The sequence below is a fragment of the Herbaspirillum lusitanum genome (genome assembly GCF_046025995.1).
Lineage (GTDB): Bacteria > Pseudomonadota > Gammaproteobacteria > Burkholderiales > Burkholderiaceae_D > Herbaspirillum > Herbaspirillum lusitanum_A.
This window is the reverse complement of sequence record NZ_JAQQFM010000004.1, coordinates 41,745-65,710: the sequence shown is the minus strand read 5'-3', so window position 1 is coordinate 65,710 and position 23,966 is coordinate 41,745. Positions and strand designations below refer to the sequence as shown.

At 60.3% G+C, this 23,966-nt stretch carries 18 protein-coding genes; 5 read left to right on the top strand and 13 right to left on the bottom strand.

The genetic code is table 11. The features are described 5' to 3' along the window. Positions 1 to 14: 14 nt before the first annotated feature. Genes pcnB through PQR62_RS08935 form a run of 4 tightly spaced genes read right to left on the bottom strand, consistent with a single transcriptional unit; the run spans position 15 to position 3,998 of the window. Positions 15 to 1,514: a polynucleotide adenylyltransferase PcnB gene (pcnB, locus tag PQR62_RS08950; protein WP_408157006.1), complete on the bottom strand. Its 1,500-nt coding sequence runs from the start codon at positions 1,512 to 1,514 to the stop codon at positions 15 to 17. Continuing rightward, the gene (locus PQR62_RS08945) at positions 1,511 to 2,191 is read right to left on the bottom strand and encodes a histidinol-phosphatase (protein WP_408157004.1); all 681 of its coding nucleotides are present in this window, start codon (positions 2,189 to 2,191) and stop codon (positions 1,511 to 1,513) included. Before PQR62_RS08945 ends, pcnB begins: the two co-directional genes overlap by 4 nt. Next, positions 2,188 to 2,913, bottom strand: coding sequence for a DnaA regulatory inactivator Hda (hda, locus tag PQR62_RS08940; protein WP_408157002.1), 726 nt, complete (start codon positions 2,911 to 2,913; stop codon positions 2,188 to 2,190). Before hda ends, PQR62_RS08945 begins: the two co-directional genes overlap by 4 nt. Next, on the bottom strand, positions 2,910 to 3,998 hold the full coding sequence (locus PQR62_RS08935; protein WP_408157000.1) for an AI-2E family transporter: 1,089 nt from the start codon (positions 3,996 to 3,998) through the stop codon (positions 2,910 to 2,912). The genes hda and PQR62_RS08935 overlap by 4 nt, the downstream gene beginning before the upstream one ends. A 102-nt stretch (positions 3,999 to 4,100) precedes the next feature. Here PQR62_RS08935 and purM point away from each other — a divergent pair, with 102 nt between their 5' ends. Further along, the gene (gene purM / locus PQR62_RS08930) at positions 4,101 to 5,144 is read left to right on the top strand and encodes a phosphoribosylformylglycinamidine cyclo-ligase (RefSeq protein ID WP_408156998.1); all 1,044 of its coding nucleotides are present in this window, start codon (positions 4,101 to 4,103) and stop codon (positions 5,142 to 5,144) included. A 197-nt stretch (positions 5,145 to 5,341) separates the two neighbouring features. On the opposite strand, the gene PQR62_RS08925 is transcribed toward purM, so the two are convergent. The 5 genes from PQR62_RS08925 to PQR62_RS08905 form a co-directional block, all read right to left on the bottom strand. Beyond that, the gene (locus PQR62_RS08925; protein WP_408156996.1) at positions 5,342 to 6,220 is read right to left on the bottom strand and encodes a proteasome-type protease; all 879 of its coding nucleotides are present in this window, start codon (positions 6,218 to 6,220) and stop codon (positions 5,342 to 5,344) included. Positions 6,221 to 6,363: 143 nt separating this feature from the next. After that, positions 6,364 to 7,359, bottom strand: a complete 996-nt coding sequence (locus PQR62_RS08920; protein ID WP_408156994.1) for an alpha-E domain-containing protein — start codon at positions 7,357 to 7,359, stop codon at positions 6,364 to 6,366. Positions 7,360 to 7,362: 3 nt separating this feature from the next. Next, complete coding sequence (locus PQR62_RS08915; protein WP_408156992.1) at positions 7,363 to 8,778, bottom strand: circularly permuted type 2 ATP-grasp protein; 1,416 nt, start codon at positions 8,776 to 8,778, stop codon at positions 7,363 to 7,365. 239 nt (positions 8,779 to 9,017) lie between these two features. Next, the gene (locus PQR62_RS08910) at positions 9,018 to 9,455 is read right to left on the bottom strand and encodes a cupin domain-containing protein (RefSeq protein ID WP_408156990.1); all 438 of its coding nucleotides are present in this window, start codon (positions 9,453 to 9,455) and stop codon (positions 9,018 to 9,020) included. Between the two features lie 84 nt (positions 9,456 to 9,539). Continuing rightward, complete coding sequence (locus tag PQR62_RS08905; RefSeq protein WP_408156988.1) at positions 9,540 to 10,193, bottom strand: glutathione S-transferase family protein; 654 nt, start codon at positions 10,191 to 10,193, stop codon at positions 9,540 to 9,542. A gap of 334 nt (positions 10,194 to 10,527) precedes the next feature. On the opposite strand from PQR62_RS08905, the gene PQR62_RS08900 reads away from it, so the two are divergent. The 4 genes from PQR62_RS08900 (at position 10,528) to PQR62_RS08885 (ending at position 19,053) form a co-directional block, all read left to right on the top strand. Continuing rightward, positions 10,528 to 11,754: a polyhydroxyalkanoate depolymerase gene (locus PQR62_RS08900; protein ID WP_408156986.1), complete on the top strand. Its 1,227-nt coding sequence runs from the start codon at positions 10,528 to 10,530 to the stop codon at positions 11,752 to 11,754. Positions 11,755 to 11,921: 167 nt separating this feature from the next. After that, positions 11,922 to 15,353, top strand: coding sequence for a transglutaminase family protein (locus PQR62_RS08895; protein ID WP_408156985.1), 3,432 nt, complete (start codon positions 11,922 to 11,924; stop codon positions 15,351 to 15,353). 74 nt (positions 15,354 to 15,427) lie between these two features. Further along, a complete protein-coding gene (locus PQR62_RS08890) occupies positions 15,428 to 17,968 on the top strand; it encodes a circularly permuted type 2 ATP-grasp protein (protein ID WP_408156983.1) in 2,541 nt (846 codons plus the stop codon). A gap of 113 nt (positions 17,969 to 18,081) precedes the next feature. Continuing rightward, the gene (locus PQR62_RS08885) at positions 18,082 to 19,053 is read left to right on the top strand and encodes a transglutaminase family protein (RefSeq protein ID WP_408156981.1); all 972 of its coding nucleotides are present in this window, start codon (positions 18,082 to 18,084) and stop codon (positions 19,051 to 19,053) included. A 67-nt stretch (positions 19,054 to 19,120) separates the two neighbouring features. Here PQR62_RS08885 and PQR62_RS08880 read toward each other — a convergent pair whose 3' ends face one another. The 4 genes from PQR62_RS08880 to PQR62_RS08865 form a co-directional block, all read right to left on the bottom strand. Next, a complete protein-coding gene (locus tag PQR62_RS08880; RefSeq protein WP_408156979.1) occupies positions 19,121 to 21,163 on the bottom strand; it encodes a VC_2705 family sodium/solute symporter in 2,043 nt (680 codons plus the stop codon). Next, positions 21,153 to 21,482: a DUF4212 domain-containing protein gene (locus PQR62_RS08875; RefSeq protein ID WP_408156977.1), complete on the bottom strand. Its 330-nt coding sequence runs from the start codon at positions 21,480 to 21,482 to the stop codon at positions 21,153 to 21,155. Before PQR62_RS08875 ends, PQR62_RS08880 begins: the two co-directional genes overlap by 11 nt. A gap of 1 nt (position 21,483) precedes the next feature. Next, positions 21,484 to 23,073, bottom strand: coding sequence for a sensor histidine kinase (locus PQR62_RS08870; protein WP_408156975.1), 1,590 nt, complete (start codon positions 23,071 to 23,073; stop codon positions 21,484 to 21,486). A gap of 69 nt (positions 23,074 to 23,142) precedes the next feature. Further along, complete coding sequence (locus tag PQR62_RS08865) at positions 23,143 to 23,865, bottom strand: response regulator (protein ID WP_408156973.1); 723 nt, start codon at positions 23,863 to 23,865, stop codon at positions 23,143 to 23,145. Positions 23,866 to 23,966 lie beyond the last annotated feature (101 nt).

Genomic DNA, 23,966 nt, shown 5'->3' with positions numbered 1-23,966 from the left:
ACTGCGCTCACTGCTTAAGCTGCGTCCGGGGATTTCTTGCGCGGCGTCCGGGGTGCCGGTGCGGCCGCTATTGAAGATGGCGCAGATGATGCAGATGGGGCCGTCTGGCTTCCGCCTTCATCGCCACCCGAACCGCCTTCGGCACCGCCGCTCTTGGAACGATTGCGGCCGCCGCGACGCTTGCGTTTCTTGGCCGGGCCGGCGCCGCCGCCGGGGCCGGCACCTGATCCGGAACCGCTATCGTTCGGTTTGCGCGCCAGCAATTCTTCGCGCTCTGAACTGCCGCCTTCCATGAAGGCGGTCCACCAGTCGCCCAACTCCAGATCCAGTTCGCCCGACTCGCAACGCAGCAGCAGGAAGTCGTAACCGGCGCGCAGGCGCAGATGTTCCAGCAGCTTGTACGGGGCCTTGCCGACGCGACGTTCGAAGCGCGGCTGCATGGCCCAGATGTCGCGCATGTCGGAGGCGATCTTGCGTTGCAGCGCCAGCTTTTCGGTCTGGGCATTGAGCACGTCGTCGGCCGCCAGATGCAGCGCCGGAATCGGATATTCGCCGGCGGCCTGATAGGCGCGCCATTTTTCCAGCACCTGATGCCACAGCAGCGAAGCGAACAAAAAGCCCGGCGAAACCGGCTTGCCCTGCTTGATGCGGGCATCGGTATTGGCCAGCGCCAGCGTCACGAATTTTTCGCCCAGCGGCTGTTCCAGTACCACGTCCAGCAGCGGCAACAGGCCGTGATGCAGACCTTCCTTGCGCAGTTGCTGCAGGCAGGCCAGCGCATGGCCGCTCATCAGCAGCTTGAGCATTTCGTCGAACACGCGCGCCGCCGGCACGTTGTCGATCAGCGGCGCCATGATGGGAATCGGCGCGCTGCTGGCCGGATCGATATTGAATTTCAGCTTGGCCGCAAAGCGCACCACGCGCAGCATGCGCACCGGATCTTCGCGATAGCGCGCTTCCGGTTCGCCGATGATGCGCAAGGTCTTGCCGCGGATATCGGCAATGCCGCCGTGATAGTCCAGCACGCTTTGGGTGGCCGGATCGTAGTACATGGCGTTGATGGTGAAGTCGCGCCGGACGGCATCTTCATGCTGTTCGCCGAAGGTGTTGTCGCGCAGCACGCGGCCGTGTTCATCCTTGAGTGCACTTTCGGCGGAGGCGCCGCGGAAAGTGGTGACTTCGATCAGATCCTGACCGAACATCACGTGCACGATCTGGAAGCGGCGGCCGATGATGAAGGCGCGCCGGAACAAGTGCTTGACCTGCTCCGGCGTGGCGTTGGTGGCGACGTCGAAGTCCTTGGGCTTGACCGACAGCAGCAGATCGCGCACGGCGCCGCCGACGATGAAGGCCTTGAAACCAGCCTCCTGCAGCGTCTGCGTGACGCGCACGGCATTCGGCGACACCAGTTGAGGATCAATGCCGTGCTGCTTGGGGCCGAGGATGTCGGGTTCGGTGCCGGCAGCTGCTTTTTTGCCCTTGCCCAGAATCGAGCGGATCAGCTTCTTAATCATTGTGCGTGGCCGTCGAAGAGGTTCAGAATCGGCCAGCCGCGCGCGATGGCATGCGCTTTCAGCTTGTCGTTGGGGTTGGTGGCGATGGGATCGGTGACGCGTTCCAGCAGGGGAATATCGTTCTGCGAATCGCTGTAGAAATAGCTGCGCTCGAAATCCGCCAGCGTCTTGCCCATGCGGCTCAGCCAGGCTTCGGTATGCACGATCTTGCCGGGACCGTAGGTCGGCGTGCCCAGCAGTTTGCCGGTGATGTTGCCGCCGCTGTCGAGTTCCGGCAAGGCGGCGATCAGGTGTTCCACTTCGAACAGTTCTGCAATCGGCGCCGTGACAAACTGATTGGTGGCGGTGACGATGGCCACCAGATCGCCTGCATCCAGATGTTGTTTGACCAGGTCGCGCGCATGCTGCAGCACTGCCGGACGGATGACTTCCTGCATGAAGTCGCGGTGCATTTGATCGAGCTTTTCACGCGGGAATTGCGACAGGATGCCGAAGGCGAATTCGAGGTACTTGACCGGATCCAGCGTGCCCGCCTGATAGTGCGCAAACCATTCGTCGTTGGCCTGCCTGAAGCTGAGCGCATCGACCAGCCCGCTGCGGCTCAGATATTCGCCCCATTCGTGGTCGGAGTCGATGGGAATCAGCGTGTGGTCGAGATCGAATAAGGCGAGATTCATTGTTGTTCGGCTTCCTGTTGTAATAGTTCGCGCAGCAAAGGCAGCGTGATGGCGCGCTTGGTTTCCAGCGAATAGCGGTCGAGCGCATCCAGCATGCGCGACAGCGAAGGCATGTCGCGCCGGTAATGCGTGAGCAGATAGGGCAGCACGCCGGCCGGCAGACCCATGCCGCGCGCTTGCGCTGACTGCGTCAGTGCAGCGATTTTTTCGTCGTCCGACAAACCGTGCACCTGATAGATCAGGCCCCAGCCGAGGCGTGTGCGCAAGTCTTCGCGCAGCTCCAGCTGGGCCGGCGGCAACTGGCCGCTGCTGATCAGCCAGCCGCCCTGTTCGCGGATCTGGTTGAACAGATTGAAGGCGGCGATCTGCGTCGGCGCCGACAGCTGATCGGCGTCGTCCAGCAGGTAATGCGAAATGTGCGGGCTGTAGTCGAAGTCGCTGTCGAAGGCGTCGGCCGCGCGGATGATGCGCGCTGCGTCGCCGGCATGATGCGCCAGGGCGTTGATCAGATGCGTTTTGCCGGCGCCGGTTTCGGCCCACATGTAAATGAAGCGGTCGTTGCCGAGCGCAGCATCGGCAGCAGTGTCGGGGCCGGCGTCGGCACCGGTGTTGAGGCCAGCGCTGTAACGCAGATGCTGCAGCAGTTCTTCATTGCGGCCGGTGACGAAAGTATCGAAACTTTGCGGCTGGTCCGCGCTCAGGTCGAGCGGAATTTGTTTCATGACTGGCGATTGTAAAAGTTGCTGCCCAGGTATTCGCGGCGCAGATGGCTCGCCAATACCGAGATGATGGCCGATGCCGGTAAGGCCAGCAATACGCCGACGAAACCGAACAGCTGACCAAATGCCAGCAACGCAAAAATGACGACCAGAGGATGCAGGCCGATGCGTTCACCGACCAGCTTGGGCGTCAGGATAAAGCTTTCCAGTACCTGGCCGATGCCGTACACCACGGCCACCGACAGCAGGCCGTAGAAGCCGTCGAATTGCAGTACCGCCGCCAGCAGAGCCAGCACCAGGCCGAGGCCGAAACCGACGTAGGGAATGAACACCAGCACGCCGGTCAGCACGCCGACCGGAATGGCGCTGTCGAAGCCAGCCAGAGAAAGGCCGACCGAATAATAGATCGCCAGCACCAGCATGACCAGCAGCTGCCCGCGCAGATATTGCGCCAGCAGGTCGTCGACCTCGGTGGCCATCGCGCCGATCTTGCTGGCCCAGCGGCGCGGGATCATGCTCTGCGCGCGCTTGATGAAGGGATGCCAGTCCTGCAGCAGATAGAACAGCACCATGGGCACGAACAAGATGTTGGCGGCCCAGGCCAGCAAGGCGGCGCCGCCGACGCGGGCCGAGGCTAGCACCGAAGCCCAGATTTCATCGCCGCTGGTGCTGATCTGCTGGGTTAGCAGGGCCTTGATGCCGGCCATGTCCAGTCGCACGTCGATGCCCAGCAAATGCAGGCGCGGCGACCGAAAGGCGTTGAGCTTGTCGAGTTGCGGCGGAATCTGGGCCTGCAACTGCGGAATCTGTTTCAGTACCATCGGCACCACGATCAGCACCAGCGTCAGTCCGGCCAGCAGCATCAGCAGAATCATGATGCTGACGGCGATGAAACGCGGCAGGCGCAGCGGCCCGATGCGGCGGCGCGCCAGCCAGTCCACCCCCGGATTCAGGGCGTAAGCGAGGATGGCGGCGGCGATGAAGGGCGACAGCATGGGCCCCAGAGCAGCAATCAGGGTTACCAGCAGAATTCCGACGATCAGCCACACCAGATTTTGTTTTTGCTCGTCGGAGAAAGAAAAAGGCATGGAATCGGTCTTGGGGCGTAGCGGTTTTGTTAAAATCACGGTTTGACAGGGATTTTTCCCTGAATATTTCCTTATTTTACCGTCTTCAGTGCCAATATCATCATGACTTCATCATCCAATGTCTCCCTTTCCTACCGCGACGCCGGTGTCGACATCGACGCCGGGGACGCTCTGGTCGAAGCAATCAAGCCTTTTGCCAAGCGGACAACACGCGAAGGCGTCCTGGGCGGTATTGGCGGTTTCGGCGCCTTGTTCGAGATCAGCAAGAAGTTCAAGGAGCCGGTATTGGTGTCCGGCACCGACGGCGTCGGCACCAAGCTGAAGCTGGCTTTCCATCTGAACCGTCACGATACGGTCGGCATTGATCTGGTGGCCATGAGCGTCAACGACATTCTGGTGCAGGGCGCTGAACCGCTGTTCTTCCTCGATTACTTTGCCTGCGGCAAGCTGGATGTGGCCAGCGCCACCGATGTCATCAAGGGCATCGCTCAGGGCTGCGAACAAGCCGGTTGCGCGCTGATCGGCGGCGAAACCGCTGAAATGCCGAGCATGTATCCGGATGGCGAATACGATCTGGCCGGTTTTGCGGTCGGCGCGGTCGAAAAATCCAAGCTGATCGACGGCACCAAGATCATTCCGGGCGACGTAGTGCTGGGTCTGGCCTCTTCGGGCGCGCACTCCAACGGTTACTCGCTGGTGCGCAAGATTCTGGAAGTGGCCAAGCCTGACCTGAATTCTGATTTTCACGGCCGCAAGCTGGCCGACGTGCTGCTGGCCCCGACCCGTATCTACGTCAAGCCGCTGCTGGCGCTGATGGAAGCAATGGAAGTCAAGGGTCTGGTGCACATCACTGGCGGCGGTCTGGTCGAAAACGTGCCGCGCGTGCTGCAAAAGAATCTGACCGCTGTGCTGGACAGCAAGGCCTGGACCATGCCGCCGCTGTTCACCTGGCTGCAACAGCACGGCGGCGTGGCCGATGCTGAAATGCACCGCGTCTTCAACTGCGGCATCGGCATGACCGTGATCGTTTCCAGGGAAAACGCAGATGCCGCCATGGCGCAACTGCAGGCGGCCGGCGAAACCGTGATGCGTATCGGCGAAATTCGCGAACGCGCCGAAGGCGAAGCTCAGACCATTGTGGTTTGATATTCCGGCTGAAGTTGGCGCCGTCTCACGGCGCTGACTTCAGTTGTGGCAAGGCCAGAATGCTAAGCCGGACGCTGCAAATGAAAATGGCTGCAATTGCTTGCAGCCATTTTTTATGTGCGTCTGATATCGCCTGTATTTCCCTCGCTGAATAATGAGCGCTGCTTGCGCTCATCTTCCGCTCAAGTTGCAGGCAATCAGGTCGCCTGTTCCTTGCCGCCGTCTTCGGCCAGCGTCTGGCGCGGCACCGGCTCCAGAATGCTGCGGGTGACTTCGACCGGCGGTGGTACGCGCACCGGTTCGCTGAGTTCATCGACCGAAGACAATACGTTCAGGGTGGTTTCCGGTGCGGCGTTCCAGATCGGATCGTCTATCGCTTCGAACACGCGCTTCAACTGCGCACCCCAACTGCGGCGGATCATCTGGAAATACTGGTTCTGCTCATCGATGGTGACGAAGCGCGTCACGGCCAGCTGATCGTTGGCGTACAGCAAGAGATCCAGTGGCAGACCGACCGAAATGTTCGACTTCAGCGTCGAATCCATCGAAATCAGCGCACACTTGGCGGCCTCGTCGAGGCTGGTCTTGGGCGTGACCACGCGGTCGATGATGGGCTTGCCGTACTTGGCTTCGCCAATCTGGAAATAGGTGTTTTCATCATGGGATTCGATGAAATTGCCGGCCGAATACATCTGGAACAGACGGCAGCGCTCGCCCTTGATCTGACCGCCGAAGATGATGCTCACATTGAAGTCGATGCCGAACTTGCTCAGTTCTTCTGCATCGCGGTCATGCACGGCGCGGATGGTATCGCCCAGAATCTGCGCCGCCTCATACATCGATTTGGCAGTCCAGATGGTGTGGCCTTCGGCATTGGTGCGATCCGAAAGCAGCTGGCGTATCGATTGCGAAATGGAAAGATTGCCGGCCGTCATCAGAACCATCACGCGATCCCCCGCGTTTTCATACACGCTCATCTTGCGGAAGGTGCCGATATGATCGACGCCCGCATTGGTGCGCGAGTCGGAAAGAAAAACCAGGCCGCTATTCAGGCGCATGGCCACGCAATAAGTCATGATGTGATCTAAAAAAGTAAAAGCCGGATTTTACAGGAAGCCTCGTGCACGCGAAGCGTGGACGAGGCCAACTGTCGCCGTGTACCTACATTAACGGCAGCTTTCAGAATTTTCTTAGGCAGCGATATTGTTTATCTGAATATTTATGCTGCCAAAGGAACAAGAAAATCTTTGCTGATGCGATTACCCAGCTCAAAGATGCGTTCCAGAAAGACCGTCAGATAATCGTGCAGGCCGGCGTCCAGCACTTCCTCGATGCTGCTGAACTTGAGGTCGGCGTGCAGCTTGCCGGCGAAGCGTTCGGTATCGGCGGAAACGTCGTTGTGCACGTTCTTGAGATTGCTCAGCACGTGACCCATGCACGCCGCCAGCGAGCGCGGCATGTCGGCGCGCAGGATCAGCAGCTCGGCCACGCGCTCCGGCGTGATCACATCGCGATACACCTTGCGATAGATTTCAAAGCCGGACACCGAACGAAGAATTGCTGCCCAGTAATAAAAATCGATTTGCGGATTTTCTTCCTGGATGTCGCCTTGCGACTGACTTTGCGACTGCGTGGCGCCGGATTGCTTCTTGGACTCCTTGGCGCCGTGAAACTTGACGTCGATGATACGCGCGGTATTGTCGGCGCGCTCAAGGAAAGTGCCGAGGCGGATGAAGTGAAACGCTTCATCTTTCAGCATCGTGCCGATGGTGACGCCGCGCGACAGGTGCGAGCGATGCTTGACCCATTCGAAGAAGTCGCTGGGATTCTGCTCCAGCGCATTGGTCTGCAGATAAGACTGCATCTTGATCCAGGTGGCATTCTGGATTTCCCAGGCCTCGGTGGTCAGCGCACCGCGCACGGCACGCGCGTTTTCACGGGCCTGACGCAGGCAGGATGCAATCGACGATGAGTTGTCGGGATCGCGCACCATGAAGTCGATGACGTCCTTCTGGGTCAGCTTGTCGTATTTCTGTTCGTAGCCGTACAAGAGCTCGGAAATCCCCAGCAACGCGCGCCAGCCTTGTTCGGCGTCGTCGGGGGATTGCGGCAGCAATGCGGTTTGTACGTGCACATCAAGCATGCGTGCGGTATTTTCTGCGCGCTCGGTATAGCGCGCCATCCAGAACAGGTGATCAGCAGTACGGCTCAGCATGTCTTATTTCTCCAGAATCCAGGTGTCCTTGGTGCCGCCGCCTTGCGACGAGTTCACCACCAGCGAGCCTTCTTTCAGCGCCACGCGCGTGAGGCCGCCCTTGACCATCGAGATGTTTTTGCCGGACAGCACAAACGGCCGCAGGTCGAGATGGCGCGGTGCGATGCCGGCGTCGACGTAGGTCGGGCAGACTGACAGCGCCAGCGTCGGTTGGGCGATGTAGCCGTCCGGCTTGGCGATGATGCGCTGACGAAAATCCTCGATTTCCTGTTTGGTCGACGCCGGACCGACCAGCATGCCGTAACCGCCGGCGCCGTGCACTTCCTTGACCACCAGCTTTTCCAGATTGGCCAGCGTGTAGGAAAGATCGTCCTTCTTGCGGCACTGATAAGTCGGCACGTTGTTGAGGATGGGCTCTTCCGACAGATAGAAGCGCACCATGTCCGGCACATACGGATAGATGGATTTGTCGTCGGCCACGCCGGTGCCGATGGCATTGGTCAGCGTGACCTTGCCGGCGCGATAGGCGGCCAGCAGACCCGGGACGCCGAGGGAGGAATCGGGACGGAAGGCGAGGGGGTCGAGATAGTCGTCGTCGATGCGGCGATAGATCACGTCGACGCGTTTCGGGCCGCGCGTGGTGCGCATGTAGACCACGTTGTCCTTGACGAACAGATCCTGGCCTTCGACCAGTTCCACGCCCATCTGTTGAGCAAGGAAGGCGTGTTCGAAATAGGCCGAGTTGTACATGCCCGGCGTCATCACCACCACCACCGGATCGGTCACGCCGGCCGGCGCTACCGAGCGCAGATTGTCGAGCAGCAGATCGGGGTAGTGATCAACCGGTGCAATTTTGTGGCGGGTGAAGAGGTCGGGGAACAGGCGCATCATCATCTTGCGGTTTTCCAGCATGTACGACACGCCGGAGGGAACCCGCAGATTGTCTTCAAGCACATAGAACTCGCCTTCGCCGGCGCGCACGATATCGACGCCGGCAATGTGCGCGTAGATATCGGAAGCCACATCCACGTCCTGCATCTCGCGCCGGTATTGCGCGTTCTGGAAAATCTGCTCGGCAGGGATGATGCCGGCCTTGATGATTTTCTGCTCGTGGTAGATGTCGTGGATGAACATGTTGAGCGTCTTCACCCGCTGGATGAGACCGGCTTCAAGCTTGGCCCATTCCGCTGCGTGGATGATGCGCGGGATGATGTCGAAAGGGATCAGCCGTTCGGTGCCGGCATCGTTGCCGTAGACGGCGAAGGTGATGCCGACGCGGCGAAAGATCAGGTCCGATTCTGCGCGTTTGCGGGCGATTGTTTCCGCCGATTGTGCGGACAGCCAGTTTGAAAATTCGGAGTAATGCGGGCGAACCTGTTGGGCGCCGTTGGAATACATCTCGTCAAAAAAATTTGCCATAAATTTTATTTCATTCTCTCTTTAGTCCAAGAGAATTGTTTTTGAGTTGAGATCGGTCGCGCCGCCAGAATGAACTGGCAAGCGCGGCGGGCGCTATGACTGTCGTTCTGTGTCAAACAAGACTATCAGACGCCTTTGTTTTTGGACAGAGGAAAATATCGGGATGCCTCCTGTTTTACATGATCCGCGCCGTGACAGCGCGGATCGGGATCAAGTTACGGTCAAATATTGTCAGGGTTTCAGTTCCATGGCGTGGGTGGCGGGACCGGGCAGGGCGCCGGCATTTCTACCGTGGTGAAGTCGGCCGGACTGACGATTTCCAGATATTCCATGTCGGGCGAATAGTCGAACAGAAAGTGCACGATGCCCGGCCGCTGATGCACGCAGTCGCCGGTCTTCACCAGCGTTACCTGATCCTCGTACATGAAGCGGGCCCAGCCCTTGAGCATGATGACGATGTGGAAATTGGCCTCGTGCCGATGCCAGCCGGTGCCGGTCTCGGGCGCCATGTTGGCCTTCACCAGTTGGGCGATGACCTGACCGCCGGTGGCGGCAGCAATGCCGAGATCGCGGTACAGGAAGAAGTCCCGCAAGCCTCCGCTCTCATACTGCGTGTCGCCATCGCAGACGTGGGAAAACACATTTTCCGCTAGTGCGGATTCAGCTATCGTATTCATCGCTACCACCCTTTCTGCGGCGTCCCGCATTGGTCAGTGCATACAGCTTCAACAATGAATGCGGCGGAATCCGCACTCAGCATCTCAGAATTCCACGTCCAGCTCTTCGTCCTCAGGTTCCAGTTGAGCGTCGGCAATCCACTCCTGCATTTCAGGCATCGCCATGATGCGTTTGCCGTACGCCGAGCAGACCGGATCGAGCTTGACGTCGTAGGTGACGAAGCGCGTTACCACCGGCGCATACATGGCATCGGCCACGGTGCGCTGCTCGCCGAACAGATACGGTCCGCCGTAAGTGGCGAGGCATTCCTTCCAGATCGCGGTGATGCGTTGAATATCCGCTTCGGCGCGCGACCACACCTTGAAGTTGGGGAAGTGTCCTTTCAGATTCATCGGCAGCGCCGAACGCAAGGCGCTGAAGCCGGAATGCATTTCGCCGCAGATGGCGCGGCAATGCGCGCGCGCGGCCTGATCCGACGGCAGCAGTTTGGCCGAGGGCCGGATCTCGTTCAGATATTCGGCAATGGCCAGCGTGTCCCAGACCAGAATGCTGCCGTGCTTGAGGCTGGGCACCAGGATCGATGAAGACAGCAGAAGAATCTCTGCGCGTGCATCCGGATCGTCCGGCGGAACGATATCTTCCTGAAAGGATAGACCGGCAAATTTGGCCAGCAGCCATCCCCGCAGCGACCAAGAAGAATAATTTTTGCTGGTGATGCGCAAAGTCGTCTTAGGCATGTCAGTCCTTTATCAGTATGTGAATTATTGACTTTGAGCACGATAAATCTTGACGCTTCGGCAGAAGAAAACCGAGCAATCATCTCTTCGTCTTGCGTCTGCTCATTCAAGACAAGAGAGGGCAAGCGAGACCTGCAATTCCATGCAGCATGGTTACTTGCAAACGTCGTGCCAGCTCAGGTGCGTGGCATGACTATTGCATCGCAATAAAGAGCAGCAAGCGAAAGGAAACAAGCAACAGATCAGTAATAGATCACCAACAGGCCCGCAACAAGCCACCAAAGCAAGCAATAAGCGGACACAAGCCGGAAAACTCTGCGGGGACAAGCGTTTCATGATCAATACTTATCAGATCTACCAGCAGTACGCTGATGCCACCGACCCGCTGCGCGCATCGGCGCGGGCCATGGCGCCGATGTTCGGCGCTACCTGGCCGGGCATGCCGGTCAATCCGGTCTTTCGTAAAATGGCTGCGGCCTGCGAGGTTTTTTCCCGCACCCAGCTCACACATAGCCGTCCGCCTTTCGATATTCCCAGCGTAGAAGATGGCGGTCGCACAGTGGCGGTGCGCGAAGAAGTGGTGGATCAGACCCCGTTCGGCAGCCTGCTGCGATTCAAGAAAGAGACTTCAGATGCGCAGCCGCGCGTGCTGGTGGTGGCGCCGATGTCCGGCCACTTCGCCACCTTGCTGCGCGGCACCGTCAAGACCTTGCTGCGCGATCATGACGTCTACATCACCGACTGGCAGAACGCGCGCGACATTCCGCTTGATTGCGGCCGCTTCGGCCTCGATGAATACGTCGGGCACGTGGTGCGTTTTCTTGAGAAGCTCGGCCCCGGCGCGCACTTGCTGGCGGTCTGCCAGCCTACCGTGGCGGCGCTTACCGCCGTGGCAGTCATGGCGGAGTCGGGCCATCCGGCGCAGCCCAGCAGCATGACCCTGATGGCTGGGCCGCTGGATACGCGCGTCAACCCTACCGCCGTCAACGAGTTGGCCAAGAGCAAGCCTATCGAATGGTTTGAGAAGAATCTGATCAGTACCGTGCCGGAGCGCCATCGTGGCGGCGGGCGCAGGGTCTATCCGGGTTTTATCCAACTGGCCGCGTTCATGAACATGAATCTGAACCGGCACGTGGATGCCTTCCGTAATCTTTACAACCTGCTGGTGGAAGAAGATCACGACAAGGCCGACCCCATCAAAGGCTTCTATGAAGAGTATTTCGCCATGTCGGACCTGCCTGCCGAGTTTTACCTGGAAACCGTGCGCGTCGTGTTCCAGGAGCATGCATTGCCGTTGGGCGAACTGATGTTTCAGGGCAGCAAGGTCAACCTGAAGGCGATACGCCGCACTGCTTTGTTCACCATCGAAGGAGAAAAAGACGATATCTGTGCAGTCGGACAAACTCTGGCTGCACAAGAAATGTGCACGAGCATCCGTCCTTACATGCGTTTGCACCATGTGCAGACAGCTGTGGGGCATTACGGCGTATTCAACGGCCGTCGCTGGGATAAGGAAATTTACCCACGCCTGCGAGATTTCATTAATATGCACCAAAGATGAAACAAGTTGCCCGCCAGCAGTCTCGATAGGCAATTAGCATAGCCTTGCTGTAACTGGCACCGCGCGGGCATCAGGCGATCAAAAAATTTTGATATGACATCGTGAAATTTCCAGATGCCTATCGCTTATCGATTCCGTTCAACTATTGCCAGTCGTAAAGGATTTTCATGTCAATTCATGTGGCGCTGAACCATGTCACGTCGTACCAATATGACCGTCCGATCAATCTGGGACCGCAAATCATCCGCCTGCGTCCCGCACCGCACTGCCGTACGCGCATCCTGAGCTACTCGCTGCGCATCCTGCCTGAACCTCATTTCATCAACTGGCAGCAAGACCCTGAAGCCAATTACATGGCGCGTCTGGTCTTTCCGGAAAAAACGACTGAATTCAAAATTGAAGTGGATGTGGTCGCCGAGATGTCGGTCATCAATCCTTTCGATTTTTTCCTCGAGCCTTATGCCGAGCAAGTCCCCTTCGATTACGCAGAAGAGCTGCAGAACGAACTGGCGCCGTATCGCAAGACCTTGCCGCTGACGCCGCAGTTCGAAGAATTCCTGGCAGGCATCTCGCGCGAAAAGATGCGCAGCGAAGATTTCCTGGTCGCACTGAATCAAAAGCTGGCCAACCATATCGGTTACACCATCCGTATGGAGCCGGGCGTGCAGACGCCGGAAGAAACGCTGGAACTGCGTTCCGGTTCCTGCCGCGATTCGTCCTGGCTGCTGGTGCAACTGCTGCGTCATCTCGGCCTGGCGGCGCGCTTCGTTTCCGGCTATCTGATCCAGCTCACGGCCGATCAGAAATCGCTGGACGGCCCTTCCGGCCCCGAAGCCGATTTCACCGATCTGCACGCCTGGTGCGAAGTCTATCTGCCTGGCGCCGGTTGGGTCGGTCTCGATCCGACTTCCGGCTTGTTCGCCGGTGAAGGTCACATTCCTTTGTCGTGCACGCCTGAGCCAAGCTCGGCGGCACCCGTCAGCGGCCTGGTCGATCCTTGCGAAGTCGAGTTCGAGCATCTGATGAGCGTCAAGCGCATATGGGAAGCGCCGCGCGTGACCAAGCCCTACAGCGAAGAACAATGGCGCGAGATCGAAGCGTTGGGCCACGCCATCGATGCCGATCTGAACCAGCTCGACGTGCGTCTGACCATGGGCGGCGAACCGACTTTCGTGGCGCTGGATTTTCCGGACGAGCCGGAATGGAATACCGCTGCGCTGGGCGATACCAAGAAGCCGCTGGCGGCCGATCTGTATCACCGCATGCGCAACAAGTACGCGATCCAGGGTTTGCCGCATTTTGGTCAGGGAAAGTGGTATCCGGGCGAACAGTTGCCGCGCTGGGCGCTGAATTGCTATTGGCGCCGCGACGGTCAGCCGATCTGGATGAATCCCGAACTGATCGGCGATGAAACCAAGCCTAACGTGCAGGACAAGATCGTCACCAGCCATTTCCTGCATCGCGTGGCGCAGCGTCTGAACGTGGACCGCGACAATATCTTCCCGGCCTACGAAGACGTTTTCTATTACATGTGGCGCGAGCGCCGTCTGCCGGGCAATGTCGATCCCTTCGATTCGCGGGTGGACGACAAGCAGGAGCGCAAGCGCCTGATGCGCGTCTTCACGCAGGGCCTGCAAAGCTCGGTCGGGCATGTGCTGCCATTGGCGCGCCGCGATGACGACATGGGCTGGCAAAGCGGTTCCTGGTTCCTGCGCAGCGAGCGCTGCTATCTGTATCCCGGCGATTCGCCCATGGGCTATCGTCTGCCGCTGGATTCGCTGCCCTGGGTCAAGGAGGGCGACTTCCCGTTCGTGCATGCCGCCGATCCCGCGCAGCAATTCCGGCCGTTGCCGAGTGCTGCCGAAATCCGGCGCCAGTTCAGCGGTCCGCTGGAGCCGATCGGCAGCAATGCCACCCTCAATCCATTCAACCCGGTCAAGGCCGGACCCGGCATGGCCGCAGTCGGCCTCGGCGCCGGCGGCAGCGCACGCAGTCTGGGCGCCGCCTTGTCGAGCAATCCGGTCGGCAAAGCCAGCGTCGCCAGCAGCGAAGTCGCGCCGGAGGCATTCACCTCGGCCAACAACATCACCCGCACCGCCTTGTGCGCCGAGGTGCGCAACGGTGTGCTGTATCTGTTCATGCCGCCGCTGGCCAGGCTGGAAAACTATCTGGAACTGGTCGCTGCCATCGAAGCCGTGGCCGAAGAAATCAAGCAGCCGGTGCTGATGGAAGGATATGAGCCTCCCAACGATCCCCGTGTACGCAAGTTCAGCGTCACGCCGGATCCGGGCGTGATCGAAGTCAATATTCAGCCGGCCAACAACTGGGCTGAACTGGTCGAGCAGACCACGCACCTCTACGAAGCGGCGCGCGAGTCGCGACTGACCACCGAAAAGTTCATGCTGGACGGCCATCACTCCGGCACCGGCGGCGGCAACCACATGGTGCTGGGCGGCATCACCACCACCGATTCGCCATTCCTGCGGCGGCCGGATCTGCTGCGCAGTCTGATTTCCTACTGGCATAACCATCCATCGCTGTCGTATCTGTTCTCGGGCATGTTCATCGGCCCGACGTCGCAGGCGCCGCGTATCGATGAGGCACGCAACGACTCCACCGTGGAAATCGAGCTGGCCTTCGTCGAGATGGAGAAACAAATGGCCAACGGTGGTTGCGCGCCCTGGCTGGTGGATCGCCTGTTGCGCAATCTGCTGATCGACGTCACCGGCAATACGCACCGCGCCGAGTTCTGCATCGACAAGCTGTATTCGCCCGACAGTTCGACCGGCCGGCTCGGCCTGCTTGAGCTGCGCGCTTTCGAAATGCCGCCGCATGCACGCATGAGCCTGACCCAGCAGTTGCTGTTGCGCGGTCTGGTGGCGCGTTTCTGGAAGACGCCTTACAAGCCGGCCAAGCTGGTGCGCTGGGGCACGGAATTGCATGACCGTTTCCTGTTGCCGCATTTCATCGAGCAGGATTTCAAGGATGTCATGGATGACATGCAGGATGCCGGCTATCCGATGAAGGCTGAATGGTTCGCGCCGCATATGGAATTCCGCTGCCCCAAGATCGGCGACTATGTGGTCAAGGGCATGCAGATCGAATTGCGTACCGCGCTCGAACCCTGGCACGTATTGGGCGAAGAAAGCACGGCCGGCGGCAACGCGCGTTACGTCGACTCTTCGCTGGAACGCGTGCAGGTCAAGATCTCCGGCATGGCTTCGGATCGTTATGTGCTGACCTGCAACGGCGTCTCGGTGCCGGTGCAGCCTACCGGCGTGGTCGGCGAGTTCGTGGCCGGCATTCGTTACCGCGCCTGGCAGCCGCCATCGGCGCTGCATCCGACCATCACGGTCGATTCGCCGTTGACCTTCGACCTGGTCGATACCTGGAACGGCCGCAGCCTGGGCGGTTGCCAGTATCACGTGGTACACCCGGGCGGACGCAGTTACGAGACCTTCCCGGTCAACGCCTTCGAGGCCGAAAGCCGCCGTCTGGCGCGCTATTTCCGTCTCAATCACACGCCGGGCAAGCTTGACGTCGTTCCTTCCAGAGCGTCGGCCGAGTTTCCTTTTACGTTAGACTTACGCTACTTTTAACTTATGCCGGTGGCGGCGCTGACGGATGTCATCGACATTGCGTCAATGCGGCCACCGCTGCAGTCTGACTTTTTATGCCCCAGCGTTTATTGGAAAGCTATCCGTCCGGCAGCGATCGCTACGACGAGATGCTGCAGCCCGATGGCCGCCTGCGTCCCCACTGGCGGACGCTGATCGATCAGCTGGAAAACCTGTCGCCGGAAATGTTGCGCCGGCGCGCGGCCGAAGTGCGCGATGCGATTGCGTCCGACGGCGTCACCTATAACGTCTACGCCGATCCGCAAGGCGTCAACCGTCCCTGGGAGCTGGATCTGCTGCCGCAGATCGTCTCCGCCGAAGAGTGGCAATTCCTCTCGCAGTCCGTGGCGCAGCGCGCCCGCGTGCTCAATGCCGTGCTGGGCGATCTGTATGGCCCGCAGCAGCTGCTGAGCGAAGGCTTGCTGCCGCCGGCGCTGGTGTTCGGCCAGCGCGGCTATCTGTGGCCCTGTCGTCATGTGCAGCCGCCCGGCGGTGTGCATCTGCATTCCTACGCCATCGATCTGGCGCGTTCCGCCGATGGAAAATGGTGGGTGGTGTCGGATCGTACCCAAGGGCCGTCCGGCGCCGGTTATGCCTTGCAGAATCGCCAGATCATGGCGCGCGCCATGCCGGAAGCCCTGCGCGACATGCACGTGCAGCCGCTGCTCGGCTACTTCCACACCTTGCGCGCCACGCTCACCAAGCTGGCGCCGACCAAGGGCGAGGTGCCGCTGATCGTGCTGCTGACCCCCGGTCCTTACAACGAAACTTATTCCGAACACGCCTTTCTCGCGCATACCTTAGGCTTTCCGCTGGTGGAAGGCGTCGATCTCACCGTGCGCGGCGATCAGGTCTTTCTCAAGACCCTGAATGGTCTGCGTCGGGTACACGCCATCCTGCGTCGCATGGATGATGACTATTGCGATCCGCTCGAATTGCGTTCCGACTCGGCGCTCGGTATTCCCGGTCTGACACAGGCGGCGCGACTGGGTAATGTACTGATCGCCAATGCGCTCGGCAGCGGCGTACTGGAATCGACGGCGCTGCATGGTTTCCTGCCTGCCATCAGCGAACGTCTGCTCGGCGAAACGCTGATGCTGCCGGCGGTCGCCTCGTGGTGGTGCGGTGAAAAACCCGCGCTTGACTACACCCTGGCCAATCTGGATGAGCTGGTGATCGTGCCGGCGTTTTCCTCGATGCGCGCGCAGCCGGTGTTCGGCCACAATGTCACCGGCCAGGCGCGCCGTCGCCTGATCGACAGTCTGCAGGCGCAGCCGCATGCCTATGCCGCGCAGGAGTGGGTGCGCCTGTCGCAGGCGCCGGTGCTGTCGCGCAGCGGCGATTACCGTCTGATGAATCGCACCGTCAGCCTGCGCGTGTTTGCAGTGGCGGACGGCGAAGGCAATTATGAAGTGATGCCGGGCGGACTGACGCGCGTGGCGCCGCGTCAGCATCGCGACGAAGTATCGATGCAGCAGGGCGGCACCAGCAAGGACGTGTGGATATTGCGCAGCCCCGTGCCTGAGTCCGGTGACGCAGACGCCAATCATGACGGCAGCGACGGCGACGATACCGGCGACAGCGATATCGTGGCCGCACCGTCCAGTCTCACCATTCACAGCACCGTCGACGTCTCTTCGCACGCCGGTGAAAATCTGTTCTGGATGGGGCGTTACGCCGAGCGCGTCGGCAATCTGGCGCGCACCTTGCGCACTACCTTGCAATATACGACCGACGGCCAGAGCGAAAGCCGCGGCATGCTCGGCAGCGTCAGCTGGATCTGCAGCCAGCTCGGCATTCTGATGCCCAAGGCCGAACCGCGGCCGACGCTGACCGGCTTGCAGCAAAGCCTGCATGCGGCGGTGGTCGATCCCTCGGCAGCGGTCAGCGTTACCATTCAACTGCGCCAGCTGTATCACTCGGCCTATCAGGTGCGCGAGCATCTGTCGCTGGACAACTGGCACGCGCTCAACCGCATGCCGGCGCTGGTGCATGAGCGCCTCAACACCACCGGCGCCGTGCAGCAGGTGCTGGGCAATGTGATCGATGCCTGTTCCTGTCTGGCCGGGCATGCGATGGACGACATGACGCGCGACGCCGGCTGGCAATTCCTGATGGTGGGCCGTCATATTGAGCGCATGGCCAATCTGGCGCTACTGTTCGATAACTTCTTGCAGCTCGAGCCGGCGCGCCAGAATGCGGCGCTATCGTGGTTGCTGGAATCGGCCAGCAGCATCGTGACCTATCGCGTGCGCTATCGCCGCACGCCGGAGTGGTTGCCGGTCTTGCATCTGCTGGTGTTCGACGTCAGCAATCCGCATGGCATCGCCTACCAGTTCCGCATGCTGCAACACTATCTGCAAGACATTGCATCGCAGCTTGGCTTGCTGAGCATGAGCATCCCTTCGCATCTGAGCGAGCAGCTCAATGCCATGAATCTGAACGACTTCGCACACGGCTCCGCCACCATGAAAGAGGCCAACGAGGCCTTGCGCCATCTGATGCGCGATGCCGTCAGCGGCGCCGCCACCTTGTCGGACGATCTGTCGCGGCATTACTTCACGCCGTTGACCGCACCGGTCAGCCAGGGGGTATGACGATGATTCCCGATATCAACGAGAACGCGAACGCCGGTTCAGATCAGAGTCAGGGACAAAGTCAGAGCCAGGGACCAGGCCGCGGCCAGGCTCAGAGCCAAAGTTCGGGAAATATGGCGCCGGCAGTCATCGCAAAGCCCGCCGTTGAGGATGCGTCGCAGAACTCCGTCGCCTATCTGATCAGGCATCAGACCTCGTATCAATACTCGCAGCCGGTGCGTCTGTCGCATCAGGTGCTGCGGCTCACGCCGCGCGATCTGCCTTGGCAGATCTGCACTTCGCACAGTATCAACATTCAGCCGACGCCGGCCAATGTGCGCCAGTATCAGGACAGCTTCGGCAATCACGTGCAGGCCTTTTCGCTGGATCTGGATCACTCCAGTCTGGATGTGTATGCCGAATCCTGGGTGGCCTTGCGGCCGCGCCAGTTGTTCGTGGCAACGCCGCCGTGGGAGGAGGTGGCCGCGGCCATGTCCTACCGCGCCGGCCAGCATCTGACGCCGGAGGAATCCGATGCCGCCAGCTTCCTGTTCGAGTCCTCGCATGTACGCACCAAACGCGAATTTGCACGCTATGCGAGCGAATGCTTCACGCCCGGGCTGGCGCTGCAAGACGGCATTTATGCGTTGATGCTGCGCATCTTCAATGAATTTATCTTCGATCCTTCGGCCACCACGGTATCGACGCCGGTGACCGAAGTGTTCGCCAATCGTCGCGGCGTATGCCAGGACTTCGCGCACTTCATGCTCTCGTGTCTGCGTTCGATCGGCCTGCCGGCACGCTATGTCAGCGGCTATCTGCTGACGCAGCCGCCGCCGGGCCAACCGCGCCTGATCGGCGCAGATGCATCCCATGCCTGGGTCTCGGTGTTTTGTCCCGGTCACGACGGCCAGCCGGGTTTCTGGATCGACGCCGATCCGACCAATGGCATCTTCCCGGATACCGCGCACATCACGCTGGGATGGGGGCGCGACTTTCTCGACGTGTCGCCTTTGCGCGGAGTGCTGATCGGCGGCGGTCAGCAAACCATGAAGGTGGCGGTGACGGTCTTGCCTGAAGACGAAAGCCCGGGTTTGCTGTTCTGAGCGCAGGGACTCTGCTCTCGCCGCGGCACTCGACAATATTGTTCCAGCTTGCTACGCCAATCTGGTCTCATGGCGTACGGATATGATCGATCAGGGCTATCGTGCTTTCATCAGGCGGCGGCGTCAGCAGGCTGACCACGACCAGTGCAGCGATGCCGACCGGCACGCCGAACACGCCGGCCGAGATCGGTGCGATGTGGAACCATTGATTGGCCGCGCTGCCGCCGAATGAGGGATTGGTGTGCAGCATGTAATACACGCACATCACGAAGCCGCTGATGATGCCGGCGATGGCGCCGGGCTGATTCGCCCTTTTCCAGAATACCCCCAGCACCAGCGCCGGGAATAGCGTCGAGGCGGCCAGTGAAAACGCAGCGCCGACCATCGACAGAATATCGCCCGGCTTGAGCGAAGCGGCGTAGGCTGCCAGCAGCGCCACCACCAGCAACAGCAGCTTGGAAATCGTCACGCGTTTCTGCGTCGAGGCGCTAGGATCGATCACCTTGTAATACACGTCATGCGAGAGCGCATTCGAGATTGTCAGCAGCAGGCCGTCGGCGGTCGACAGCGCGGCCGCCAGACCGCCCGCTGCTACCAGCCCTGAAATGAAATAGGGCAGGCCTGCAATCTCCGGCATGGCCAGCACGATGATGTCGCCGTCGAGCGAGATCTCGCCCAGTTGCACGATGCCGTCGTGGTTGAGATCGGTGATGTTGACCAGCGGATTCAGCTTGTCGATGTTGGCCCAGTAATACACCCAGTCGGGCAGATGGTTGTAACTGCTGCCGACCAGCGAGGTGTAGATGTCGTACTTCACCAGCACCGTCAGCGCCGGCACGGTGAGATAAATCAGCATGATGAAAAACAGCGTCCAGAATACCGACTTGCGCGCCGCGCTCACGGTCGGCGTAGTGTAGTAGCGCATCAGAATATGCGGCAGCGCGGCGGTGCCCAGCATCAGGCAAAACACCATCGCCATGAAGTTGTTGCGCTTGATGTCCGAGCTTTCCTTGTCCTTGCCGGGGAAGGGCTCGGTCTGCGATACCGGCGGTTGTGCACGCGCCAGATTGGCGTTGCGCGCATCGCTCCAGCGCCGCTCCGCTTCTTCCTCGGTTTTCGGATAAGTGCTCAGTGCGCGCGTGGCAGCCTTGATTTCGGCCAGCGTCGCGCGCGTGTCGCGTTTGACTTCGTCGATGTGATGCTGCGCTTCCAGCCGGCCTTCTTCCCATGACTTCGGCAACTGCTTCAGTTTGCTTTCGTAATCATCGGCGCGCGCCTGAAACAGCTGGCGGATCTCCTGCTCCGTGGGATCGGCGGCCAGCCTGTTTTCGATCGCATTGAGTTTGGGCAGTACTGCGCCATACGCCACCTGCGGCGCCGGCACCGTGGTGTGCTTGACCGACAGCCACACCACCGGAATCAGATAGGCAAACAGAATGATGATGTATTGCGCCACCTGGGTCCAGGTGATGGCGCGCATGCCGCCGAGGAAGGAGCACACCAGAATGCTGGCCAGCCCGAGGAAGATGCCGATTGAAAAATCGATGCCGGTGAAGCGCGAAGTGATCAGGCCGACGCCGTAGATCTGCGCCACCACATAGGTGAAGGAAATCAGAATTGTGGCCGCCACCGCGAGGATACGAATCGTGGTGCCGCCATGCCGGCCGGGATAGCGCGCCGCCAGAAAATCGGCAATCGTATACTGGCCGAACTTGCGCAGGTAAGGTGCGATCAGCAGCGCCACCAGGCAGTAGCCGCCAGTCCAGCCAAGGATATAGGCGAGGCCGTCGAAGCCTTGCAGATACAGGCCGCCGGCCAGGCTGATGAAGGTCGCTGCGGAAATCCAGTCAGCCGCGGTCGCCATGCCGTTGAACAGCGGCGGCACGCGGCGACCGGCAACGTAATACTCGGGCACATCCGAGGTGCGGCAGACGACGCCGATGCCGGCATACAGACCGATGGTGACGAACAGGAAAAGATAGCCTATCCACGAGCGCGGCATGCCTTCGTGCTCAAGGATCGCCAGCACGCAGAGGAAGGCGATGAAGCCCAGCGTGTAGAAGGAGTAATAGCGCGTCAGGCGCCGGAAGAATTGCTTGTCACTCTCCATGCACGGGCTCGCTGCTGAGTTGTGTTTGCTGGGTCTGTTGAATCAATTGTTCGATGCGCTTCATGCGGCGCATGTAGAGCACCACGATCGCCAGATAAATCAGCAGCATGCCCTGCGCTGCCATGTAAAAGGATAGCGGCCAGCCGAACACATGGATGGTATTCAGTTCGCGTGCAAAGAAGATGATGCCGAAGGTGCTCAGGAACCAGATTGCCAGCAGTACCAGCGTGTAGCGCCGCGTCTTGTCCCAGTGATTGATCAGGTCGGCGGCATGCGCGCGCGACGCCGGCGTGGAAGTGGAATAGAGGCTTTGATCCATGTCAGCCGATGTCGTCGATGAAATTGGTGCGCGCGGTCAGTTGCAGTGTGACGCGAAACAGGCAGCCGGGATGTTTGGGATCTTCGCAATGCGGATTGTGGCTGAGCTCGACTTCGGCGTGATGCTGTTGCGCGATCTCGCGCACGATGGCGAGCCCGAGCCCACTGCCCGAACTGGGCGTGCCGAGGATGCGATAGAAGCGTTCGAACACGTGCTGGCGCTCCGACACGGCAATGCCGGGGCCGGTATCTTCCACTTCCAGGATGGCCAGGCCGGCCGCTTCATCGCTGCGCGCACGCACCGTCACGCTGCCCTCGGGCGGCGTGTAGTGCAGCGCGTTGTCGAGCAGATTGCTGAGCATCTCGCGCAGCATCAGCGGATTGCCGGAGATCATGATCGGATGCCCCGGTTGTTCGAAACCGAGATCAATGCGCTGGGTGAACGACATCTGCACCCAGTCCTGCACCACGTTGCGCGCCAGCTCCGACAATTCGATCGGCACGAAGCTGGAAATCTGCGGCAACTGGTTTTCCGCGCGCGCCAGCGACAGCAGTTGATTGACCAGACGCGTGGCCGATTCTGAACTCTTGGCGAGTTGTTCCAATGAGCGCCGCACATCCACCGGATCGCTCTGGCGCAGCGCCAGTTCGGATTGCATGCGCATGCCGGCCAGCGGCGTTTTCATCTGATGTGCAGCGTCGGCGATGAAGCGTTTCTGAATGACGATGGTCTGCGACAGCCGCGTCAGCATGTCGTTGAGCGAACGCACCAGCGGCGAGATCTCTTCCGGCACCTGGCGCGAGTCGATCGGGCTCAGATCGTCCGGCCGCCGGGCGCGAATGCGTTGCTGCAATTCGGATAGCGGAGAGAGCCCGCGCGACAGCGCAAACCACACCAGCGCCAGTGCGACCGGCAAGATGATGAACTGCGGCAGGATCACGCCCTTGATGATTTCATTGGCCAGTTGCGCGCGCTTTTCCAGCGTCTCGCCGACCTGCACGGTAGCCAGTTTCGGTGTATTGGGCGCGGCCATGCGCTGCGCCTGCGTGCGGCGCAGATCGACCTGCACGTAGGCGATGCGCACATCGCTGCCGTGCAGGATGTCGTTGCGGAACTGCACGGTGCCGATGTTCTGCTTGTCGTCATCCGGCGGCGGCAGGCTCATGTCGTTGTCGCCCTCGACGAACTCGCCGCGCGGGCCGCTGATCTTGTAATAGATATTGTCGACGTCGTCGGCACGCAGCAGATCACGTGCCGAGACCGGCAGCCGCGCCACCACTTTTCCGTTGAGCTCGGAGACCTGTTGTGCCAGCACGGTCACGCTGTCTTCCAGCGCGCGGTCGAAGGGCTGATTGGCGATCGATTGCGCGATCAGGTAGGTGATGGCGATGCTCATCGGCCACAACAACAGCAGAGGGGCGAGCATCCAGTCCAGAATCTCGCCGAACAGCGAACGCTGGATGCGTTCTTCCGGCTGGGTTGCAATGGCGGCGCGGCGCTTCTTGCGCGGCGTGGCAGCGCCGGGCATGGCGGTGTCCTTGTCCGCCGCCTGAGCGGTAGGGATCGTTGCGGATTGCGGCAGCTCGCTCATGCTGCCGCCCGCTGCGGCGAAGCGCCGTGGAGAAAAGGTGGGGGGGAGAGCGCGTGCGTGATGCCGGCCTCAGGCGACGCCGGCGACCGGCGGCATCGCATGGCCGGCATGTGCGGCAGCGGAGTCAGGCAATTTTTCGAGGCAATAGCCGAGTCCGCGCACGGTGGCGATGCGGACGCCGCCGACTTCGATTTTCTTGCGTAGACGGTGGACATAGACTTCGATCGCATTGTTGCTGACTTCCTCGCCCCATTCGCACAAATGATCGACCAGTTGCTCTTTCGAAACCAGTCGGCCGGTACGTTGCAATAATACTTCCAGCAGACCCAGTTCGCGTGCCGAAAGCTCCAGCATCTGCTCACCGATGTAGGCGATGCGTCCGACCTGGTCGTAGCTGAGCGGGCCGTGCTTGATCACGGTCGGTCCGCCGCCGGCGCCGCGCCGCGTCAATGCGCGCACGCGCGCTTCCAGCTCGGACAGGGCGAAAGGCTTGGCCATGTAATCGTCGGCGCCTAGGTCCAGCCCTTGCACGCGCTGCTCGACCGAGTCGGCGGCGGTCAGGATCAGCACCGGCAAGCGTGAGTTGCGTGCGCGCAGGCGGCGCAGCACTTCAAGGCCCGACATCTTGGGCAAGCCCAGATCCAGAATCAGTAGATCGAAATCCTGAGTGGAGAGCGCAGAGTCGGCTTCCAGCCCGTTCTTGACGCAATCGGCAGCGTAGCCGGAGTGGCGCAGAGAGCGCGTCAACCCGTCGGCCAGAACACTGTCGTCTTCAGCAAGGAGGATGCGCATAGAATTTTTTCAGTCAAGAAATTGACCGATGTCTCGAGTGTTATAGAATTATTGTGTTATTTTTATGCATAATCTACCAATTCAAACGCTAATGCAATGTG

What these genes read in the sequence shown, in the direction of transcription:
- pcnB (WP_408157006.1), bottom strand. Translation starts at nt 1,514, where the DNA reads ATGATTAAGAAGCTGATCCGCTCGATTCTGGGCAAGGGCAAAAAAGCA.
- PQR62_RS08865 (WP_408156973.1), bottom strand. Translation starts at nt 23,865, where the DNA reads ATGCGCATCCTCCTTGCTGAAGACGACAGTGTTCTGGCCGACGGGTTG.
- PQR62_RS08945 (WP_408157004.1), bottom strand. Translation starts at nt 2,191, where the DNA reads ATGAATCTCGCCTTATTCGATCTCGACCACACGCTGATTCCCATCGAC.
- PQR62_RS08915 (WP_408156992.1), bottom strand. Translation starts at nt 8,778, where the DNA reads ATGGCAAATTTTTTTGACGAGATGTATTCCAACGGCGCCCAACAGGTT.
- PQR62_RS08925 (WP_408156996.1), bottom strand. Translation starts at nt 6,220, where the DNA reads ATGACTTATTGCGTGGCCATGCGCCTGAATAGCGGCCTGGTTTTTCTT.
- PQR62_RS08895 (WP_408156985.1), top strand. Translation starts at nt 11,922, where the DNA reads ATGTCAATTCATGTGGCGCTGAACCATGTCACGTCGTACCAATATGAC.
- PQR62_RS08880 (WP_408156979.1), bottom strand. Translation starts at nt 21,163, where the DNA reads ATGGAGAGTGACAAGCAATTCTTCCGGCGCCTGACGCGCTATTACTCC.
- PQR62_RS08920 (WP_408156994.1), bottom strand. Translation starts at nt 7,359, where the DNA reads ATGCTGAGCCGTACTGCTGATCACCTGTTCTGGATGGCGCGCTATACC.
- PQR62_RS08885 (WP_408156981.1), top strand. Translation starts at nt 18,082, where the DNA reads ATGGCGCCGGCAGTCATCGCAAAGCCCGCCGTTGAGGATGCGTCGCAG.
- PQR62_RS08910 (WP_408156990.1), bottom strand. Translation starts at nt 9,455, where the DNA reads ATGAATACGATAGCTGAATCCGCACTAGCGGAAAATGTGTTTTCCCAC.
- PQR62_RS08905 (WP_408156988.1), bottom strand. Translation starts at nt 10,193, where the DNA reads ATGCCTAAGACGACTTTGCGCATCACCAGCAAAAATTATTCTTCTTGG.
- hda (WP_408157002.1), bottom strand. Translation starts at nt 2,913, where the DNA reads ATGAAACAAATTCCGCTCGACCTGAGCGCGGACCAGCCGCAAAGTTTC.
- PQR62_RS08870 (WP_408156975.1), bottom strand. Translation starts at nt 23,073, where the DNA reads ATGAGCGAGCTGCCGCAATCCGCAACGATCCCTACCGCTCAGGCGGCG.
- PQR62_RS08900 (WP_408156986.1), top strand. Translation starts at nt 10,528, where the DNA reads ATGATCAATACTTATCAGATCTACCAGCAGTACGCTGATGCCACCGAC.
- PQR62_RS08935 (WP_408157000.1), bottom strand. Translation starts at nt 3,998, where the DNA reads ATGCCTTTTTCTTTCTCCGACGAGCAAAAACAAAATCTGGTGTGGCTG.
- PQR62_RS08890 (WP_408156983.1), top strand. Translation starts at nt 15,428, where the DNA reads ATGCCCCAGCGTTTATTGGAAAGCTATCCGTCCGGCAGCGATCGCTAC.
- purM (WP_408156998.1), top strand. Translation starts at nt 4,101, where the DNA reads ATGACTTCATCATCCAATGTCTCCCTTTCCTACCGCGACGCCGGTGTC.
- PQR62_RS08875 (WP_408156977.1), bottom strand. Translation starts at nt 21,482, where the DNA reads ATGGATCAAAGCCTCTATTCCACTTCCACGCCGGCGTCGCGCGCGCAT.